The following is a 19464-nucleotide window of genomic DNA, read 5'->3' as shown; positions in this document are numbered from 1 at the left end:
TGTCGCACTGCTTCGGCATACATCGTGGGCAAAGAAAAACCCGGGCGGTTGCCCGCCCGGGCTTCTCTTTTGCCTTGGCGCCTGCGGGCTAGAAGCCGAGCGGCTCGGTCACGCGGGTCCACTTGCCGTTCTTGACCTCGGCCAGGAACGAGGAGTTGGCGCCCTGGCGGATGTTGGGGCCGAAGGAGACCTGCGGGCCGTTGAAGATGTCCTTGTAGTTCTTGATCGCTTCCATGCCCTTGATAAAGCTGTCGAGCGTCAGGTCCTTGCCGGCGTTCTTCACGCCCTGCACCGCGAGGTCGGCGGCGACGTAGCCATAGACCGCACCGATGTTGGGATCGACGTTGAACTTCTTCTTGTAGTCCTCGACGAACTTCTTCACCGAGGCGACATTGCTGTCGACATAGGGCATCTCGGTCAGGCCCATGCCGAAGAAGCCGTCCATGCCTGGTGCCGCGCCGACCACGAGGTCATAGGCTGCCGACGACCCCAGGAAGGCGACGTCCGTCCAGCCCGCCTTGCGCGCCGTGGTGTAAGGCACAATCGTGTCGCGCACGATGGTGCCCATGGCGACGAGGTCGCAGCCGGCGTCACGCAGCTTGGTGATGGGCGCGGTGAAGTCCTGGTCGGTCGGCTTGTGGGAGGCGGTGGCCACCAGCTTGATGCCGAGCTTCTTGGCCTGCAGCTCCGCGCCTTCCAGGATCTCCTTGCCGAAGTCGGTGTCCTGGTACATCACGCAGACGGCCTTCTTGCCCTTCTGCTTGACGAAGTACTCGATGCCGGAGCGGATCTGGTCGACGTAGGAGGCGGCGCCGTAGAACTTCAGGCGCTCGTAGGGCTCGTACATCGAGCGCGCCGCCGACAGCGGGAAGAGATTGGGAACGCCCACCGCGAACTGGTCCTTGAAGCAGGCGTTGTTCATCGGCGTGCCGAGCGGCGCCACGAAGGCGAAGACCTTGTCGCGGTTGATAAGCTTGTTGCAGGCCTGAACCGCCTTGGGCACCTGGTAGGCCTGGTCCTCGACGATCACCTTGAGCTTGCGACCGTTGATGCCGCCCTGCTCGTTGATCTCGTCGAAGCGCATCTTGACGCCGTTCGACGACGACACGCCGTAGGTCGCGGCCACGCCCGACAGGTCGGTATGCATCCCGAACGTTACCTCGGTCGCGGTCACCCCGCGGGTCTGTGCCACTGCCGGCGTGGCCAGCGACACAGCCGCCGTGGCAGCCAATGCAGTCTTGACGAATGTCCACTTATGCATCGCACTACGCATCACACTTACTCTCCCTAGTGATGGCGGCGTCCATCAGTGGGACCCGCCTTTGACACGACTATGGCGGGCTACACCGCTTCGGCATACATGCCGTCGATCATGCCCTTGTACTTCTCGTTCACGAACTTGCGCTTGAGCTTCATGGTCGGCGTGACCTCGTCGTCCTCGGCAGTGAGCTGCTGCTCGATCAGCCGGAACTTCTTGATCGTCTCGACGCGCGCGAAACCCTGGTTGACCCGCTCGATCTCCGCCCAGATCAGGTCGTTGACCTCGCGCGTGCGGCAGAGCGAGGCGAAGTCGGTGAAGGGCACGTTGTTGTCCTGGGCATGTTTGGCTACGTTGTCGTAGTCGATCATGATCAGGCACGACAGGAACTTGCGCTTGTCGCCGATCACCACCGCATCGGAGATGTAGGGCGAGAACTTCAGCTGGTTCTCGATCTCCGACGGCGTGATGTTCTTGCCGCCCGCCGTGATGATGATGTCCTTCATGCGGTCGGTGATCTTGAGATAGCCCTCGTTGTCGAGATAGCCGACGTCGCCGGTATGCAGCCAGCCGTCGCGCAAGGTCTCGGCGGTCTTCTCCGGCTGGTTGAGGTAGCCCATGAAGACGTGCGGCCCCTTGAGCAGGATCTCGCCCTCGGCCGAGATCTTTGTCTCGGTGTGCGGTGCGGTGACGCCGACGGTGCCGAGCTTGATGCGGTCGGGCATGCCGGTCGCCAGGCCGCAATTCTCGGTCTGGCCGTAGACCTCGCGCATGTCGACGCCGAGTGCGCGGTACCATTTGATGAGGTCGGGCGCGATCGGCGCGGCGCCGGTCCCGGCGAACTTCACGCGATGCAAGCCGATGGCGCGCTTGATGTTGTCCAGCACCAGCCAGTCGGCGATGGCGTGGCCGAGTTTCAGAAACGGCCCGGGCTTGCGGCCGTCGAGCTCGGCCTCCGCCACCTTGAGGCCCAACCCGATCGCCCATTTGTAGGCGGCGCGGCCGATCCAGGTCGCCTCCTTCATGCGGATGGCGATGCCGGAATAGAAGCGCTCCCAGATGCGCGGCACGGCGAAGAACGTCGTCGGCGCCACCTCGCGGATATTGTCGGGCACCGTCTCGACGCTCTCGGCGAAGTTGGCGATGGCGCCGGAGCGCAGGGGCAGGAAGGCGGTGAAGGTGCGCTCGGCGACGTGGCAGAGCGGCAGGAAAGCGAGCTGCTCGCCGTTCTTCTCGATCGGGATGAAGGCGTCGGCGTTGCTGAGCTGGAAGATGACGTTGCGGTGAGACAGCATCGCGCCCTTGGGCGGCCCGGTCGTGCCCGAGGTGTAGACCAGGATCGCCAGCTCCTCGGCCCGCGAGCTTGCGACCAGCTTCTCCCACAACCCCGAATTGGCCTTGTCGTAGGCGCGGCCGAGCTCGAGCAACTCGTCGAACGCCATGACCATGGGGTCCTGGAAGTCGGCCAAGCCCTCCATGTCAAATACGAAGACCTTGATGAGATCGGGGCAGCGCTCGCGGATCTCGAGAAACTTGTCGAGCTGCTCCTCGTTCTCGACGAACAGGAAGCGGGTGCGGCTGTCGTTCAGGATGTACTCGACCTGCTTGGCCGAATCGGTCGGATAGATGCCGTTGCTGACGCCCCCCACCGCCGTCGTGCCCATGTCGACGTAGAGCCACTCCGGCACGGTCTCGGCCAGCACCGACACGACCTGGCCGTGGCTCAGGCCGAACTTGACCAGGCCCATGCCGGCTGCCTTGGCGCGCTCGCCGTACTCGCTCCACGACGTGGCACGCCAGATGCCGAGGTCCTTCTCACGGAAGGCGGTGCGATCGCCGCGCGCCTTCACCTGATGCCAGAACAGCTTGGGAATCGTGTCGCAGCCTTCGACTTCGATCCGCTCGTTGCCCGCCATCACGCTCTCCCTTATCGCCCAGCTCTGGTCAGCGCCATGTCTTGCGTTTCTTCCAGCGCCGCTTGCCGCGTGCGCCCTGTTCCTTGATGCCGAGATAGAATTCCTTGATGTCTTCCTTCTGCAGCAACCGCTGGCAGGTATCGGCCATGACGATGCGGCCGACCTCGAGCACGTAGCCGAAATCGGCGGTCTGCAGCGCCATGTTGGCGTTCTGCTCGACCAGCAGGATGGTGACGCCGCGCTCGCGGTTGATGCGGACGATGATCTCGAAGATGTCCTTCACCAGCTTCGGCGAAAGACCGAGCGAGGGCTCGTCGAGCAGCATCAGCTGGGGCCTCGCCATCAGCGCGCGGCTGATCGCCAGCATCTGCTGCTCGCCGCCCGACAGCGAGCCGGCGCGCTGCTCGGCGCGCTCGCGCAGCACCGGGAAGTAGCCGAACACCGTCTCGAGGTCCTGGGCGACGCCGTCGGGATCCTTGCGGGTGTAGGCGCCCATGCGCAGGTTCTCGCGCACGCTGAGGAACGGGAAGACCTCGCGGCCTTCCGGCACGTGGCTCATGCCGAGCCGCATCACCTTGTCGGGATCCATGCCGCGGACCTCACGGCCCTCGAACAGTACGCTGCCCTTCTGCGGATCCATGACGCCGCTCACGGTCTTCAGCACCGTGGTCTTGCCCGCGCCATTGGCGCCCAGGATGGTGACGATGCCGCCCTTGGGCACCTCGAAGGAGACGCCGCGAATGGCCATGATCGGCCCGTAGTAGGTCTCGACATTGGCGACCTTGAGGACCGGTTGGGTGTCGGTCATGTCTTCAGCCGCCGAGGTAAGCGCGAATGACTTCGGGATGAGACTGGACCTCGCCCGGCGTGCCCATGGCGAGCGGTCGGCCGTAGTTCAGCGCCAGCACCCGGTCGGATACCGCCGAGACCAGGCTCATGTCGTGCTCGACCATCAGCACGGTGATGCCGAGCAGGTTGCGGATGTCCTGGATCCAGAAGGCCATGTCCTCGGTCTCCTCGACGTTGAGGCCGGAGGAGGGCTCGTCGAGCAGTAGCAGCTTGGGATCGGTGCAAAGCGCGCGGGCGAGCTCGGTCACCTTGCGCACGCCGTAGGGCAGGTTGACGATGAAGCTGTCGCGGTATTGCTGCAGGTCGAGGAAGTCGATCGCCTTCTCGACGGCCTCGCGGTGCTCGAGCTCCATGCGGCGCACCGACGGCAGGAACATCAGCTCGGAGAAGAAGTTCGACTTCTTGTGGGCGTGCCGCGCCAGCAGCAGATTCTGCAGCAGCGTCGCGTGCTCGAACAGCTCGATGTTCTGGAAGGTGCGGGCGATGCCGAGGGCCGCGATGCGATGCGGCGGCACGTTGGTGATGTCGGTGCCGTCGAAGGTGAGCTTGCCACCGGTCGACTGGTAGATGCGGCTCACCAGGTTGAAGATCGTGGTCTTGCCGGCGCCGTTGGGGCCGATGATGGTGAAGACCTCGCCCTTGTTGACGTCGAAGGTGACGCCGTCGACGGCCTTGATGCCGCCGAAGTTGATCGAGAGGTTGTCGACGGAGAAGAAGCTCATCGTAGGCGCTCCGAGCGCATGTAGCTCTTCTGTCGCTTGAAGGTGGCGCCGCGATACATCGGGAAGGTCGAGAAGAAGACGCGGATCTTGACCCAGCGGCCGTACATGCCGAGCGGCTCGAGCAGGATTACCAGCACCAGGATGAGGCCGAAGATGCCGGCCTCGACACCGGGTTTCTTGAGGAAATTGCCGATGCCCTCGCCGATGATGGCGAGCAGCTTGATGTTCATGGCCGCGGCGGCGTCGTTCATGCTGGCCGGAATGGAATCGCGCAGGATGGCGATCAGGGGCGGCAGCAGCGCCACGAAGATCGCGCCGAACACCGCGCCGTGCAGCGAGCCCAACCCGCCCACGATCACCAGCAGCAGGAACTGGATCGACAGCAGGATGGTGAAGATGTCGGGCGCCAGGTAGGCGATCTTGTGGGCGAACAGCGCGCCCGCCAGCCCCATCAGCCCCGCCGAATAGGCGAAGGCGATCGACTTGTAGATCGCGAGGTTGACGCCCATCGACTGGGCCGCGATCTCGCTGTCGCGGATGGCGATCCAGGCGCGACCAGTGGGCGAGCGCAGCAGGTTGCGCGTCATCCACAGCACCAGCACCAGGAAGAACAGGCAGAGATAGTAGAAGGACCACTCGTCGTGGAACGGCACGCCGAAGATCGTGGGCTTCTCGACCGGCATACCGGCAAAGCCGTGCGTCACCGATTCCCAGCGGCTGAACACTTCCTGGATGATCACCCCGAAGGCGAGCGTCGCGATGGTGAGGTAGATGCCCGTCATGCGCAGCGCCGGGAGCCCGACGACGATGCCGCTCGCCGTGGTGATCGCCACCGCCAGGGTGACCGACACGACCCATGGTACGCCGTGCTGCAGGAAATAGGCGTGGCCGTAGGCGCCGATGCCCAGGAAGGCGGCATGGCCCAGCGAGACCAGCCCAGTGTAGCCGACCAGCGCCATCAGGGAGATGCCGCCGATGGCATAGATGAAGACCCAGGTCGCCTCGCCGACGTAGTAGTCGGACATCAGCGCCGGCACGATCAGCACCGCGACCGCGAGCAGGCCGTACCAGGAGGCATCGACCTTGTCCTTGAACAGGCGGATGTCCTGGTTGTAGGACGTCTTGAACTGGAAGCGCATGGCCCGCCTACACCTTCTTGCGCGCCAGCGTGCCGAACAGGCCCTGCGGCCTGACCGCCAGCATGATCAGCAGGACGATGTAGGGCGCGGTGTCCTTGAAGCCGTCGGGCAGGGTGGCGCCGGCATAGAGCTCGATCAGGCCGATGACGATGCCGCCGACCAGCGCGCCCGGGATCGAGCCGAAGCCGCCTAGCACGGCCGCGGCGAAGGCCTTCAGCGCCACCGCCAGGCCCATGTTGATGTCGATCAGCGTCACCGGTGCCAGCAGGATGCCGGCGGCGGCCGCTGTTCCCGCCGAGATCGCCCAGATCAGCGAGAAGATCAGCTTCACCGGGATGCCCATGTAGTAGGCGGCCAGCTGGTTCTGCGAGGTCGCCTGCATGGCGACGCCGATGCGGGTGTGATTGAAGAAGGCGTAGAGCGCGCCGCACAGGACCAAGGTGCCGACCACGATCGAGATGTACTGGTGGCTGAGCGTGACGCCGCCGACCTGCCACACGCCGCCGAACGGGGTGGGCAGGGTGTAGATCTCCGAGCCCCAGGTGACGCTGGCAAAGGTGCGGAACATCGCGCCCAAACCGATGGTCAGCATGACCACGGCGAACTGCGGCTGGCCGATGACGTTGCGCAGGATGGTGGCGTCCAGCAGGGCGCCGAACACGCCGATCGTCACCACCGAGATCAGGAAGGCGAGCCAGTAGTCCAGCCCCCACCAGACCACCGCCATATAGGCGATGAAGGCGCCCAGCATGAGAAGGTCGCCCTGGGCGAAGTTGACCAGCTCGGTCGCCTTGTAGATGAGCACGAAACCCAGGGCGACCAGACCGTAAATACAGCCGACGGCCAGCCCATTGAGGGTAAGCTGAAAGAAAGTAACCAGTTTCCGTCCCCTGCATATGAGCGGTCTGTAGCCGCTTCTCTTCCTGCAAATATGAACGGCTGTTTAGCGCTGTCAACGCGCGATACGATGATCCACTACGTGAAACGACGGGACCGAGGAGAAGGCCGATGGCCGTTACCGATTCGTTAAAGCATCTGCCCGAGGTGGCGCCGCTCAGCCCGTTTTATACAGAAGAACACGAGGCTTTTCGGCGGACGGTCCGGCGCTTCGTCGACCGCGAGCTCATGCCCTATGTCGACCAGTGGGACGAGGCCGAGGAGTTCCCGCGCGAGCTCTACCGCAAGGCGTCGGCGGCGGGCCTGCTGCAGCTTGGTTTTCCCGAGGAATATGGCGGCGTGCCGACCGATCCCTTCTTCGGCATCGTCAAGGCCGAGGAGATGGCGCGCCACGGCAGCGGCGGACTGAATGCCAGCCTGAACAGCCACACGATCGGCTCGCCGCCCATCGCGGCGCTGGGGCCGGAATGGATGAAGCGCAGGGTCCTGCCCGAAGTTCTGGCCGGCGAGAAGATCAGCGCGCTCGCCATCACCGAGCCGTCGGGTGGCTCGGACGTCGCCAACCTCAAGACGACGGCCCGGCGCGAGGGTGACCATTACGTGGTCAACGGCTCCAAGATGTTCATCACCTCGGGCATGCGCGCCGACTACTACACCGTGGCGGTGCGCACCGGCGGACCGGGCGCCGGCGGCGTGTCGCTGCTCCTGATCGAGCGCGACCGCGAAGGCTTCGGCCGTACCAAGCTCAAGAAGATGGGCTGGTGGGCGTCCGACACCGCGCAGCTCTTCTTCGACAATGTGCGGGTGCCGGTCGACAACCTGATCGGCCAGGAGAACAAGGGCTTCATCGGCATCATGCTGAACTTCAACCAGGAGCGGCTCGGCATGTCGGCCGGCGCGTGCGGCTACGCCAAGGTCTGCCTCGACGAGTCGATCGCCTATGCCCGCGAGCGCCACACCTTCGGCAAGCCCCTGATCGCCAACCAGGTGGTGCGCCATCGCCTGGTCGACATGGCCATGCGCATCAACGCCGTGAAGTCGACGCTCGAGCTCTTGGCCTGGCGCGTGTCCCAGGGCGAGAAGCCGGTGGCGGAAATCTGCATGCTGAAGAACCTCGCGACCTCGACCATGGAGTTCTGCGCCAACGAGGCCATGCAGGTGTTCGGCGGCGCAGGCTACCTGCGCGGCGCCAAGGTCGAGCGCATCTACCGTGAGACAAAGGTGATGGCGATCGGCGGCGGCTCGGTCGAGATCATGAAGGACCTCGCCGCGCGCCAGATGGGATTGTAGAAGGGCCCCCATGAGCAGTCCCTTGAAAGACCCCGACCAGCGCATTGTCTTCTTCCAGCAGTGGTTCTCCGACACCATCCCGCACAGCAAGGCGCTGGGCCTGAAGATCATCGCGGTGCGCCGCGGCTTCGGCTCCATGCAGCTCGACTGGCGCGAGGAGCTGGTCGGCAACCCCGAGACCGGCGTGCTGGCGGGCGGCCCGTTGACGGCGCTGATGGACAGCTGCTGCGGCATGTCGGTGGCGACCATGCTGAGCGAGCCGAAGCCCTTCGCGACCCTCGACCTGCGCATCGACTATGTGCGGCCGGCGACTCCGGGCAAGGCGGTGATCGCCGAAGCCGAGTGCTATCGCGTCACGCACTCGGTCGCCTTCACCCGCGCCTTCGCCCATCACGGCGATCCCAAGGATCCGATCGCGGCGGCGGCCGGCACCTTCATGCTGGGCACCAAGGGCGAGGTGACGCGGCCGCAGACCATCGGCGCCGAGGTCAAGCCATGAGCACTCTGCCAAATCCGCTGATGGCGCGCTTGGCCGAGGTCCGCAAGTCCGGCGACGTCGCCAAGCTTGCCGAGGCGATCCCCTATGCACGCTGGATGCGCATCGCGCCGGAGAACGGCACCGGCGAGCTTTTGACGCGCATGCGCTATCACGAGGACCTCATCGGCAACACCTTCCTGCCGGCGATCCATGGCGGCACCTTGGGCGCCATGCTGGAGATGGCCGCGATCTTCCATCTGTTGTGGGAGACCGAGACGGAGACCGTGCCGAAGATCGTCAACATCACCGTCGACTATCTGCGCTCGGCGCGGCCGGTCGACGTCATCGCCTGCGCCAAGGTGACCAAGCAGGGCCGCCGCATGGTCAACGTCTATGCCGAGGCCTGGCAGGACGATCGCGCCAAGCCGGTCGCCACGGCCAACGCCCACTTCCTGATCAAGTCCGACGACGCACCGCCGTCTCTGTAGTCAGCGCGGCATGTTGTTGAGATCGACGCCGTAGCGCTCAGCGTTGCGCTTCATGTAGACCTCGCGCGGCTCGACCGGTGCGCCGGTCACGGCGGCCTCGACCATGTCGAGAAAGGTGTGCCAGCCCATGGCGTTCACCTTCTCGAACGGCTCGAGCACCGGCAGATGGGTGAGCGCCAGCATCGTGCCGTCGCCCTGCGGGCTGAGCTCGAGCGTGAGATACGATTCGGGATAGGGCGAGCGCTCGTCGTTCGTGCCGAACACGTTCCAGCTGTAGCTGAGTTTGCGCGGTGGCTGCCAATGCGTGACGGTTCCGCGAATGTGGCCGCCCATCAGCCGCACGACGCCGCCTTCTCCGCCCTCCAGCCCGCTGTCGCCGCCATACCAGCCCGGCAGGCGCGTGAAATCGGTCAGGACGGCCCATACCTTTTTCGGCGTCGCCGCCAGCGGCCGGTCGAAGCGCACCATATGCGCATGCGTGAAATGCGCGTCGTGGCTCATGTACTTTTCCCGCAGGTACAGTAGACAACGCCCGGCATGGACTATGACTCCCTCAGGACCGACCGCGATGACGTAGTGCGGGACGGCTCCGATTTCGAGGCCTACCAGCGACCGAGCGCCCTGATCGATTCAGACCACCCCAAGATCGCGGCCTATGCAAGGCAGGTCGCGGGCGCGGGTGGGGATCGTGAGAAGGCGCTGCGCCTCTACTACGCCGTGCGCGACGACCTGCGCTACGACCCCTACAACACGCCGATGAAGCGGGAGGCCTATCGCGCCAGCACGACGCTCGGATCGGGGCATGGATATTGCGTGAACAAGGCGGGGCTGATGGCGGCGGTGTGCCGCGCCGTCGGTATCCCGGCGCGCGTCGGTTACGCCGACGTACGTAATCACATGACCACCAAGCGGCTATCCGACCTGATGGGCTCCGACACCTTCTACTATCACGGCTACACCGAGGTCTGGCTCGACGGGCGTTGGATCAAGGCCACGCCCGCCTTCAACAAGGAACTGACCGAGCGCTTCGGCCTGAAGCCGCTCGACTGGGATGCGGCCACGGATTCGATCTATCACCCGTTTGACTTGAGCGGCCGTCGCCACATGGAATATCTCGCCTATCGCGGTGTCTTCGCCGACATCCCGTTCGACGAGATCCGCTCCGCTTTTCGTCACTACTATCCCCGCATGACGCGTGCCCAGGAGGAGATGGCTGTGGGCGGCGATTTCGGCGCGGAAGGCGCTGCAGAAGCCGCCAAGAAGTGAGTCTTACTCCGCGTTCCTTCGGCTACGTCGCCCTGTTGGTGGCGTTGGGCAGCTTTGGCCCGTTGACCATGAGCATCTACACGCCCGTGATGCCTTCGGTCGGCGCATCGCTCGGCGCCGGTGCCGAGAGTGTCAAGCTCACGCTCACCACCTACATGCTGGGCTTCGCCGTCGGCCAGCTATTTTATGGCCCGCTCAGCGACCGCTTCGGCCGCCGCCCGGTGCTTCTGGGCGGGCTGATCTTCTTCACCGCGGCGACCTTCGCCTGCTCCTTCGCCCCCTCGATCGGCGGGCTGATCGGGCTGCGCATCCTGCAGGGGCTGGGCGCCGCCTCCGGCTCGGTGATCGGTCGCGCACTGACGCGCGATGCCTACACCTTCCAGGAGATGCCGCTGGTCATGAGCTGGATCTCGCTCGGCCAGAACATCGCGCCGTCGCTGGCGCCGACCCTGGGGGGATTCTTAGGCGAGTGGGCAAGCTGGCGCGCGACCTTCTGGTTCGTCGGCGGCTTCGGCACGCTGCTGCTCGCCATCGTGCTGATGGGACTGAAGGAAACCAACAAGCACCGCAACGACCGCCTCGATCTCGGCCATCTGCTGCGCGGCTCGGGCGAGATGCTGCGCGAGCGCCAGTTCCTCGGCAACGTGCTGACCTTGGGCTGCGCCTTCGCCATCAACTTCGGCATGCTGGCGGGCGTTCCTTTCATCCTGCAGGACCATCTCGGCTTCTCACCGCGGGAGTTCGGCCTGATCGTGCTGCTGTCGGTCGCCGGCTTCACGGCCGGCACGTTCGTGAACAACCGCCTGATCGGCCGCGTCGCGCCCATCGTCATCATGCGGGCCTCCGGCTGGTTCCATGTCGCGGCGCTGTCGGTCATGGCGGTCCTGTCGCTGAGCGGCGTCGTCACCTGGTGGGCAATCATCGGTCCGCACGTGGTGCTGAGCTTCGGCACCGGCATGATCGTGGCCAACGCCAATGCCGGCGCCGTCGGCATGTTCCCCAAGCTCGCCGGCACGGCCTCGTCGCTGGCCGGCCTTGCCCAGATGGGCATGGGTGCCATGGGCACGGTCACCGTCGCCGTGCTCACCCTCATCGGCAGCCGCTACGTCGCCATGCCATTGGTGATCGGCCTGATGCCGTTCGCGCTGGCGACCGTGCTCAGCGCCCGGCTGCTGCGGCCGTCACGGGTGCATGCGGTCAAGCCCGACTGACGATCTCGACCGGCGCGAACAGGCTCCGGTTTCGCCGAGCAAATCCCAGAACGGGACGGCAGACAACGTCGCGACGGTGAGGCTTCCCGCCGCCATCGCACCTGATGTACATGCTGCAGCAGGAATTCATGACGGAGGAAGACGATGGCCAACATGCTGAAGGACAAGGTCGTTCTGGTGACCGGCGCGGGCGGCGGCATCGGCCGCGAAATGGCGCTGCTGGCCGCCCGGGAAGGCGCGGCCGTCGTGGTCAACGACCTGGGCGGCGCGGTCGACGGCGAGGGCGGCGGCAGCACCACGCCGGCGCAGAAGGTCGTCGACGAGATCAAGGCGGCGGGCGGCAAGGCCGTGGCCAACGGCGACAGCGTTGCCGACCCGGCGGGCGCCGAGCGCATGGTGAAGGCCGCGGTCGAGAACTTCGGCAAGATCGACGGCGTCATCAACAACGCCGGCATCCTGCGCGACCGTATCTTCCATCGCATGAGCCATGTCGACTGGAAGATGGTGATCGATGTGCACCTGAACGGCGCGTTCAATGTCAGCCGCGCCACCGCCAACTACTTTAAGGAGCAGAAGTCGGGCGCCTTCGTGCACTTCACCTCGACCTCGGGCCTCGTCGGCAACTTCGGCCAGGCGAATTACTCGGCGGCCAAGATGGGCATCATCGGTCTGTCGCGCTCGATCGCCCTCGACATGGCGGCGTTCAACGTCCGCTCCAACTGCATCTCGCCGTTCGCCTGGACGCGCATGATCGGCACCATTCCTGCCGACACCGACGCGCAGAAGGCGAGGCTGGAGCGCTCCAAGAAGATGACGCCGGCCAAGATCGCGCCCATGGCGGTGTTCCTGCTGAGCGATGCCGCCGATGGCGTCACCTCGCAGATCTTCGGCGTACGCATGAACGAGATCATGCTGTTCAACGCCAACCGCCCTGTGCGCTCGGTGCACAACTCGGAGGGCTGGACCTTGGAAGCGATCGCCGAGCAGGCCGTGCCGTCGATGAAGCCCTACTTCACCGACATGAAGCGCTCGCCGGAGTATTTTACGTGGGATCCCGTCTGATCGAGTAACGACCAGCAACCCAACACCTCACCCTGGGAGCGGCATGCCGCTCCCAGGGTGAAGCTTTTCGATGGAGTGAGATGCCAATGGCCGAGGCCCGCAAGAACGAACCGAAGATCGAAGCCGACGAGGTCCTCGCCGGCATCGTCGAATGGGTGTCGATCGAAAGCCCGAGCCATGACGGCAAGTCGGTCAACAAGGTGGTCGACCACGTCGAAGGCCAGTTCCGCGATCTCGGGCTGAAGCTCGAGCGTGTTCCCGGCCGTGACGGCTTCGGCGACATCCTGGAGTGCAAGACTACGCCGGAGATGAGCCACGGTGAGGGCAAGGGCATCCTGGTGCTGGCCCATCTCGATACCGTACATCCGATCGGCATGATCGAGCGGGACCTCAAGATCCGGCGCGAAGGCGACAGCATCTTCGGGCCCGGCATTTACGACATGAAGGCGGGCGGCTATATTGCCTACTACGCGCTGCGCCATTTGATGCGCATGGGCAAGAAGACCAAGCTGCCGGTCACCTTCCTGTTCATTCCCGAAGAGGAGGTCGGCAGCCCGACCTCGCGCACTCGCATCGAAGAAGCGGCGCGCGGGCACAAGTATGCATTGGTGATGGAACCCGGCCGCGATGGCGATCGCGTCGTCACTTCGCGCAAGGGCGTCGGCCGTTTCACCCTTACGGTGAAGGGTACGGCGAGCCATGCCGGCGTGCGCCATCAGGACGGGCGCAGCGCCATCCATGAGATGGCCAAGCAAATCATGCGTATCGAGGGCAAGACCGACTATGCGCGTGGCATCACCTGCAATGTCGGCCTGATCCAGGGCGGCAGCGGCGTCAACGTCGTGCCAGCCGAATGCAAGATCGAGGTCGACCTGCGTGTGCCGAGCCAGCAGCTCGCCGAGGAGATGACGCACTGGTTCCTGAATCTCGAGCCGATCGGCCAGGACGTAACGCTCAAGGTGGAAGGCGAGATGAACCGGCCGCCGTACCAGAAGGACGCCGGCATTTCGGCGTTGTTCGAGAAGGCGCAGGCGATCTATCGCGAGATCGGCAAGGAGCTTCTTGACGTGCCGCTGACCGGCGGCGGCAGCGACGGCAATTTCACCGCGGCACTCGGCATTCCCACGCTCGATGGCCTCGGCGCCGACGGCAAGGGCGCGCACGCGGCCTTCGAGCAGATCTACTACTCGTCGCTGGTGCCGCGCACCTATCTCTGCACGCGGCTTCTCGAGACGCTGGAGTAACGTTCATGCTCCTCCGGACCGCAGGCGATTCATGTCGTCCTGAGCGAAGCGAAGGACCTCATCGCCGCTTGCAACCGGCATGAGATCCTTCGCTTCGCTCAGGATGACAGGGCGAGGCCGGCGGTCCGGAAGAAACTAACGCAGCAACGCCTGCGCGCCGCTCCACAGCTCGTGCACGACGTCGGCGGCGGGCTTGGCCATGGCCAGCCGCGCTGACTGGCCCGACCAGGCTTGCATGCGGTCGATGTCGTTGGTTTTGGCCGCGGCATCGCGCATCGCCTGGGTGAGGCCGCGCTGCACAGGATAAGGCGCCGGGTTCGGTGCATCGGATGCCGCGGCGGCGCGCGCATAGGCCGTGGCGACGGCACGGCCGGGACGTCCGGAGAAGGCGCGCGTGAGCAGGGTCTGTTCGGGCAGGGTGCGGCCGATGGCGTCGGCCCAGGCCGGAGCGAGCTTGGCCTCGGGGCAGCGCAAAAAGCCGGTCCCGATCTGCACTGCTGACGCGCCGAGCATCAGCGCCGCGGCAATGCCGCGTGCATCGGCGATGCCGCCGGTCGCGACCACCGGGACCTTCACTGCGTCGACGATCGCCGGCAGGAGCGCGAACAAGCCGACAAGCTCGGTCGGCGCCTTGGCGGCATCGAAAGCGCCGCGATGGCCGCCGGCCTCCATGCCCTGGGCCACGATCACGTCGGCGCCCGCCGCCTCCGCCGCCTTGGCTTCGGCCACGGTTGTGGCATTGGCGAACCACTTTATGCCTTGGGCCTTCATGCGCTCGACGAAAGCAGCAGGATAGACGCCCATGATCGACGAGATGATGGTCGGTCCGACCTCCAGCAGCGCCTCGCACTGGGCGGCGAAGTCGGGCGGGCTGACGTCGCCCGCCTGGCGCGGCACCTCCGGTCCCCAGCCGCCAAGGAATGAGCGCACGGCATCCTCGGCCGCGGCGTCGCGCATCGGTGGCGGATCGGGAATCCAGAGATTGAGATTGAAGCCGCCGTTGCTGCCGGCACGGACCTCGGCCGCCCAGGCTTTTATGGCAGCGGGCTGCATCAGCAGGGCGCCGCAGCTTCCGAGGCCGCCGGCATTGGCGACGGCGATCGAGAGCGACGCAGGGCAGGCGCCGGCCATCGGCGCGAGCAGGATGGGGACGCGAAGGCCGTAGGCAGCGCAGAACGCCTCGGCGCGGGTAAGCTGGGGGTTGGACGTCGGCATGATCCCCAAGGTAGGGATTGGCCACGGCCGCAGGTAGCGCTTTGATCAGATGGCCGCCATCGCTCCGGGCGATTGCCGTCTACTCTGCGGCGCGGCGGGCCATCATCGGGCGGGCGCAATCGAGGAAGGCACGCAGCGCGCTCGAGGCGTAGGCATCGCGATGGCGGATGAAGACCGTCTCGACCTCGCCTTCACCCGGCGGCAGATGGTGGACGCGCACGCGGCCGCGCCGCCACACCGGGCCGATCAGCGCCTCCGGCAGCAATGTCACCCCGAGGCCCGCGCCGACGCAGCTCACGATGGCCTCGAGCGTGCCGAACTCGAGATGGCGAACGCCGGCGATGCCGCGCCGCGCCAGCAAGGCCTCGAGATGCTGGCGATAGGAGCAACCCGCCCGCAGGACGATGATCCTGAGCCCGCCCTGCCGCGCCAGGGCTTCGAAGTCGGCGACGTCGGGCGCGGTCAGCACGACCAGCTCCTCGCGAAAGAACGGCTCGGCCACCAGGTCGGCGTGGTCGACCGGTCCGCAGACGAAGGCGCCATCGAGCCGGCGCTCGATCGTCTGTTCGATCAGTTCCTGGGTGGTGCCTGTGCGCAGCGACAGATCGACGGTGGGATAGGTGGCGACGAATTCGGCAAGCACGGGCGACAGGCGCAGCGCCGCCGTGGTCTCGAGCGAGCCGACGACCAGGTTGCCAGCCGGCGCACCATCGTCAGTGACGGCGCGCCTCGCATCCTCGAGCAGTCCGGCGACGCGATCGGCGAAGGGCCGCAAGCGCAGGCCAGCGGCCGTGAGCGTCGCGCCGCGATTGGTGCGCTCGAACAGGTCCACGCCCAGCCGCTCCTCGAGAGCCCGGATGCGCGCGGTCACATTGGACTGCACGGTGCCGAGCTCGGCCGCAGCCTTGCTCATGCTGCCGCTGCGCGCGACGGCTGAGAAGATCCTGAGGTCGGCCGCGTCCATCGTCGTCCTCTCGCTAGTGAGTATTGCCGAAACTGTCACCCCGAGCGCAGCGAGGGGCCTTTGCGGCGCAGGAAAGGTCCCTCGCTACGCTCGGGATGACAGGGCGCGCTGTGGCAAGCATCTCTAGTAAGCCGCCGTGAAGCGCTGGCGGATGTGCGTGGGCTTCTCGATCTCGTCCATGATGGCGATGGCGAAATCCTCGCGGCTGATCTCGCTCTTGCCCTTGTCGTCCTCGAGCAGGTGGTCGCGACCGAGCCGGAACTTGCCCGTGCGCTCGCCAGGCTGGATCGAGGCGGGCGGCGAGATCGCCGTCCAGTCGAGGTCCGCCACCTTCTGCACTTCGGCCAAGGCAAGCGCGGCGGGCTTGGAGGTCGATGGCTGGATGCCTTTCTCGGCCATGTGATCGAAATGCGTGCGGCCGTCGGTGCGCAAAAGGCTGCCGGCGCCGACGACGAACAGGCAGCGCTTGATACCCGCCTTGCGCAAGGCGTCGAGCACCTGGTGGACGTCGTTCTCGTTCCACTTGACCGACAGGATCGCGGCGTCGTGTCCCTTGAGGACATCGGCGAAGGCTGCGACGTCGGTCGTGTTCGCCTTCTTCGCCTGCAAACCGTCGCGCGCACCGAGCTTGGCCGGATCGCGGGTGAGGCCGGTCACGCGATGGCCGCGCCGCAGCGCCTCGTCGAGGATGCGGCTGCCGATATTGCCGGTCGCGCCAGCCAAAACGATGTTCATCGCGTCGTTTCCCTTAGAAGATCGCGCAGGGCGGTGACGGTCTCGGCCGGCGCCTCCTGTGGCACGTTGTGCCCGATGCGCGGCAGCAGGCGCCGCGAATAGGGGCCGGTGAAGTTCTTGGCCTGATTGTCCTGTTCGGGTGCGGGCCCCACGCCGTCGTGCCCGCCATGCAGGTTGATCGTCGGCACGGAGATCTTGGGCTGCTTGGCGAGCTCAGCTTCGATGCCCATCAACGCCGGGTCGCCTACTGCGTAGCCGTAGCGATGGCGGTAGGACTGGATCACCACGTCCACGAAGTCGGGATTGTCGAACGACGCGGCGCTCTTTTCGTAGGTCGCCTCGTCGAACTGCCATTCCGGCGACCACAGCTTCCACAGCAGCCGACAGATATCGCGGCGGTTCTTCGTGAGCCCGGCGCGGCCGCGCTCGGTATGAAAGTAGTACTGGTACCAGAAGCGGTGCTCCTGCTCGGCCGAGGCCGGGTTCGCAAAGGCGGCGGTGTTGAAGATGTTGTAGCCCCCGCTGCTCAGCAGACAGCGCACACGCTCGGGCTTGAGCGCGGCTGCGATGCAGGCGGCGCGTCCGCCCCAGTCGTAACCGACGAGCGCGGCGCGCTTGATGCCGAGCTTGTCCATGAACTGCAGCAGATCGTGACCCAACGCCGCCTGCTCGCCCGAGCGCAGGGTCGAGGCGGTCAGGAAGCGCGTCGGCCCGTAGCCACGCAGCCAGGGCACGAGCACGCGACAGCCATCCTTGGCCAGAGCCGGCGCGACTTCGTCGTAGGCACGCACGTCGTAGGGGAAGCCGTGCAGCAGGATGACCGGCGGGCCGTGCGAGGGGCCGTGCTCTTCGAAGGCGATGTCCAGCACATCGGTACGGACGCGATCCTGTTTCATCCTGCGAGCTTAGCGCGACGCGTTGACAGAGGGGAGGGCCGCGCTCACGCTTGGCGAAACGGAGGAAAACATGGCCCGGTTCGATCGCGTGATCCGCGGTGGCATGATCGTCGACGGCAGCCGCCTGCCGCGCTTTCGCGGCGACATCGGCATCAAGGACGGCAAGATTGCCGAGATCGGCCAGATCGGCGCCGGCGAGGCCGACGAGACGATCGACGCCGGTGGCCTGATCGTGGCACCAGGCTTCGTCGACCTGCACACGCACTACGACGCACAGCTCTTCTGGGATCCCTACTGCACGCTGTCGAGCTGGCACGGCATCACCTCGGTGGTGATCGGCAATTGCGGGTTCGGCTTTGCCCCCGTGCGGCCGACCGAGCGCGACCGCGCCATGCTGACCATGACCCGCGTCGAGGCGATCCCCATGGCCTCGATGAAGGCCGGCATGCCTTGGAACTGGGTGACCTTCCCCGATTTTTTGGACAGCGTCGAGGCGGCGCCCAAGGCGGTCAACATCCTGCCCTACATGCCGATCTCGCCGCTGCTGATCTGGGTGATGGGCTTCGAGGCGGCCAAGGCGGGCAAGCTGCCGACGCCGGAGCAGCATGCCGAGATCAGGCGCCTGCTGCACGAAGCGATGGACGCCGGCGCCTGCGGCTGGTCGGCCCAGCGCATGCTGCCGACCGGACCGGCCGCCGTGCAGCGCGACCACGACGGCTCGGCCATGCCGACCGACGTCATGCATGACGAGACCTGCCGCGAGCTCGCGCGGGTCCTCGCCGAGCGCAACGACGGCTTCATGCAGATGCTGCTGGTCTCGGGCGACAACGCCCACGACCAGGCCTTTTACGAAGAAGTCGCCACCATCAGCGGCCGACCGGTCATCATGAACGTGGTGCAGGCCTTCGATCACAAGCCTCACATCCATCGCCGCGTGCTCGACTGGCTGCGGAGCTGCCGCGAACGCGGCATCCGCGTTGTAGGCCAAGGGCTGACGACCGACGCGGGCTTCACCTTCACCTTCGAGGACTGGAACCTGTTCGACGATTCGCAGGTCTGGTGCGACGCCACGACGGGCACACGCGAGGAGCGGCTGGCAAAGCTCTCTGATCCGGCACGCCGCGCCGCGCTGCGTGACAACCTGCCGATCACGGCGACGGGGCCGTTGCCGCAGATCGCCATCATTGGGCCCAAGCTCGACAAGAACAAGAAGTGGCTCGACTACACGCTGGCCCATGCCGGCGAGAAGATGGGCAAGCATCCGGTCGACGTCATGCTCGACATGGCGGTCGAGGAGGATCTCAAGACCGAGTTCTTCGCCGCTCCCCCCAACGGCAGGATCGACTATCTGAAGGAGCTGGTCGACGACCCCTACGTGCTGTTCGGCGTCTCGGACGGCGGCGCCCACACCAAGTTCCTGACCGCCGGCCGCTATCCCACAGAGACGCTGTGCAAGGTGGTGCGTGAGCACAAGATGCTGAGCCTGGAGGACGTGCACTGGCGCCTGTCGGCCTTGCCGGCCGAGGTCGCGGGCTTCCGCGGTCGCGGCGTGCTGAAGAAGGGCGCGCCGGCCGACATCGTGATCTACGACTTCGACGGGCTCAGGGTCATGCCCGACGAGATCGTGCACGATCTGCCGGGCGGCGAATGGCGGCGCGTGCAGCGTGCCCAGGGCTACAAGTACGTGCTGGTGAACGGCGAGGTCACGATCCGCAACGACCGGCCGACCAACACCCATTCGGGCCGCCTGTTGCGGCACGGCGGGGCGTAGTCTCGTGAAGCGCTCCTCCGCGACGCTCATGTTCCTCTCCCCCGTTAGGGGGAGAGGCTAGGT

The 19464-nt window shown here is 65.8% G+C and carries 19 protein-coding genes; 8 read left to right on the top strand and 11 right to left on the bottom strand.

Annotated elements, in window-relative coordinates:
- Nucleotides 1-88: 88 nt before the first annotated feature.
- From RSO01_RS28480 to RSO01_RS28455, 6 genes are all read right to left on the bottom strand, one after another.
- Nucleotides 89-1273, bottom strand: coding sequence for an ABC transporter substrate-binding protein (locus RSO01_RS28480; protein WP_147153888.1), 1185 nt, complete (start codon nucleotides 1271-1273; stop codon nucleotides 89-91).
- 68 nt (nucleotides 1274-1341) lie between these two features.
- On the bottom strand, nucleotides 1342-3174 hold the full coding sequence (locus tag RSO01_RS28475; protein WP_147153886.1) for an AMP-dependent synthetase/ligase: 1833 nt from the start codon (nucleotides 3172-3174) through the stop codon (nucleotides 1342-1344).
- A gap of 28 nt (nucleotides 3175-3202) precedes the next feature.
- The gene (locus RSO01_RS28470) at nucleotides 3203-3982 is read right to left on the bottom strand and encodes an ABC transporter ATP-binding protein (protein ID WP_147153884.1); all 780 of its coding nucleotides are present in this window, start codon (nucleotides 3980-3982) and stop codon (nucleotides 3203-3205) included.
- A gap of 4 nt (nucleotides 3983-3986) precedes the next feature.
- On the bottom strand, nucleotides 3987-4745 hold the full coding sequence (locus RSO01_RS28465; protein ID WP_147153882.1) for an ABC transporter ATP-binding protein: 759 nt from the start codon (nucleotides 4743-4745) through the stop codon (nucleotides 3987-3989).
- A complete protein-coding gene (locus RSO01_RS28460) occupies nucleotides 4742-5884 on the bottom strand; it encodes a branched-chain amino acid ABC transporter permease (protein WP_147153879.1) in 1143 nt (380 codons plus the stop codon). The genes RSO01_RS28465 and RSO01_RS28460 overlap by 4 nt, the downstream gene beginning before the upstream one ends.
- A 7-nt stretch (nucleotides 5885-5891) precedes the next feature.
- Nucleotides 5892-6731 carry a branched-chain amino acid ABC transporter permease gene (locus tag RSO01_RS28455; RefSeq protein WP_281291522.1) on the bottom strand — a complete coding sequence of 280 codons (840 nt, stop codon included), beginning with the start codon at nucleotides 6729-6731 and terminating at the stop codon, nucleotides 5892-5894.
- A gap of 161 nt (nucleotides 6732-6892) precedes the next feature.
- Here RSO01_RS28455 and RSO01_RS28450 point away from each other — a divergent pair, with 161 nt between their 5' ends.
- From RSO01_RS28450 to RSO01_RS28440, 3 genes are read left to right on the top strand one after another with little or no spacing between them, the layout of a single operon-like run.
- Nucleotides 6893-8071: an acyl-CoA dehydrogenase family protein gene (locus RSO01_RS28450; RefSeq protein ID WP_147153874.1), complete on the top strand. Its 1179-nt coding sequence runs from the start codon at nucleotides 6893-6895 to the stop codon at nucleotides 8069-8071.
- Between the two features lie 10 nt (nucleotides 8072-8081).
- Nucleotides 8082-8570, top strand: a complete 489-nt coding sequence (locus RSO01_RS28445; RefSeq protein WP_147153872.1) for a PaaI family thioesterase — start codon at nucleotides 8082-8084, stop codon at nucleotides 8568-8570.
- Nucleotides 8567-9037, top strand: a complete 471-nt coding sequence (locus RSO01_RS28440) for a PaaI family thioesterase (RefSeq protein ID WP_147153870.1) — start codon at nucleotides 8567-8569, stop codon at nucleotides 9035-9037. Before RSO01_RS28445 ends, RSO01_RS28440 begins: the two co-directional genes overlap by 4 nt.
- Here the strand turns inward: RSO01_RS28440 and RSO01_RS28435 are convergent, their stop codons facing one another.
- Entirely contained in the window at nucleotides 9038-9538 is a 501-nt protein-coding gene (locus RSO01_RS28435) for an SRPBCC domain-containing protein (RefSeq protein ID WP_147153868.1), read from the bottom strand.
- A gap of 36 nt (nucleotides 9539-9574) precedes the next feature.
- Here RSO01_RS28435 and RSO01_RS28430 point away from each other — a divergent pair, with 36 nt between their 5' ends.
- The 4 genes from RSO01_RS28430 to RSO01_RS28415 all read left to right on the top strand — a co-directional run bounded on the left by RSO01_RS28430 (nucleotide 9575) and on the right by RSO01_RS28415 (nucleotide 13820).
- Nucleotides 9575-10303 (top strand): transglutaminase-like domain-containing protein, encoded by a 729-nt coding sequence (locus RSO01_RS28430; RefSeq protein ID WP_147153866.1) that lies wholly within the window; start codon nucleotides 9575-9577, stop codon nucleotides 10301-10303.
- The gene (locus RSO01_RS28425; protein ID WP_147153864.1) at nucleotides 10300-11514 is read left to right on the top strand and encodes a multidrug effflux MFS transporter; all 1215 of its coding nucleotides are present in this window, start codon (nucleotides 10300-10302) and stop codon (nucleotides 11512-11514) included. The genes RSO01_RS28430 and RSO01_RS28425 overlap by 4 nt, the downstream gene beginning before the upstream one ends.
- Nucleotides 11515-11658: 144 nt before the next feature.
- Complete coding sequence (locus RSO01_RS28420) at nucleotides 11659-12576, top strand: SDR family NAD(P)-dependent oxidoreductase (protein ID WP_147153862.1); 918 nt, start codon at nucleotides 11659-11661, stop codon at nucleotides 12574-12576.
- An 86-nt stretch (nucleotides 12577-12662) separates the two neighbouring features.
- Complete coding sequence (locus tag RSO01_RS28415) at nucleotides 12663-13820, top strand: M20 family metallopeptidase (protein ID WP_147153860.1); 1158 nt, start codon at nucleotides 12663-12665, stop codon at nucleotides 13818-13820.
- A 135-nt stretch (nucleotides 13821-13955) separates the two neighbouring features.
- Here the strand turns inward: RSO01_RS28415 and RSO01_RS28410 are convergent, their stop codons facing one another.
- The 4 genes from RSO01_RS28410 to RSO01_RS28395 form a co-directional block, all read right to left on the bottom strand.
- Nucleotides 13956-15035, bottom strand: coding sequence for an NAD(P)H-dependent flavin oxidoreductase (locus tag RSO01_RS28410; protein ID WP_147153858.1), 1080 nt, complete (start codon nucleotides 15033-15035; stop codon nucleotides 13956-13958).
- Between the two features lie 79 nt (nucleotides 15036-15114).
- Complete coding sequence (locus tag RSO01_RS28405; RefSeq protein WP_147153856.1) at nucleotides 15115-15999, bottom strand: LysR family transcriptional regulator; 885 nt, start codon at nucleotides 15997-15999, stop codon at nucleotides 15115-15117.
- Nucleotides 16000-16122: 123 nt separating this feature from the next.
- Complete coding sequence (locus RSO01_RS28400; protein ID WP_147153853.1) at nucleotides 16123-16734, bottom strand: NAD(P)-dependent oxidoreductase; 612 nt, start codon at nucleotides 16732-16734, stop codon at nucleotides 16123-16125.
- A complete protein-coding gene (locus RSO01_RS28395; RefSeq protein ID WP_147153851.1) occupies nucleotides 16731-17630 on the bottom strand; it encodes an alpha/beta fold hydrolase in 900 nt (299 codons plus the stop codon). The genes RSO01_RS28400 and RSO01_RS28395 overlap by 4 nt, the downstream gene beginning before the upstream one ends.
- Before the next feature lie 70 nt (nucleotides 17631-17700).
- On the opposite strand from RSO01_RS28395, the gene RSO01_RS28390 reads away from it, so the two are divergent.
- Nucleotides 17701-19401: an N-acyl-D-amino-acid deacylase family protein gene (locus RSO01_RS28390; protein ID WP_147153849.1), complete on the top strand. Its 1701-nt coding sequence runs from the start codon at nucleotides 17701-17703 to the stop codon at nucleotides 19399-19401.
- Nucleotides 19402-19464: the final 63 nt, after the last annotated feature.

Origin of the sequence: Reyranella soli (assembly GCF_007992495.1) — a bacterium.
Lineage (GTDB): Bacteria > Pseudomonadota > Alphaproteobacteria > Reyranellales > Reyranellaceae > Reyranella > Reyranella soli.
The sequence above is the reverse complement of the archived record's forward strand: the minus strand, read 5'-3'. Positions and strand labels throughout refer to the sequence as shown.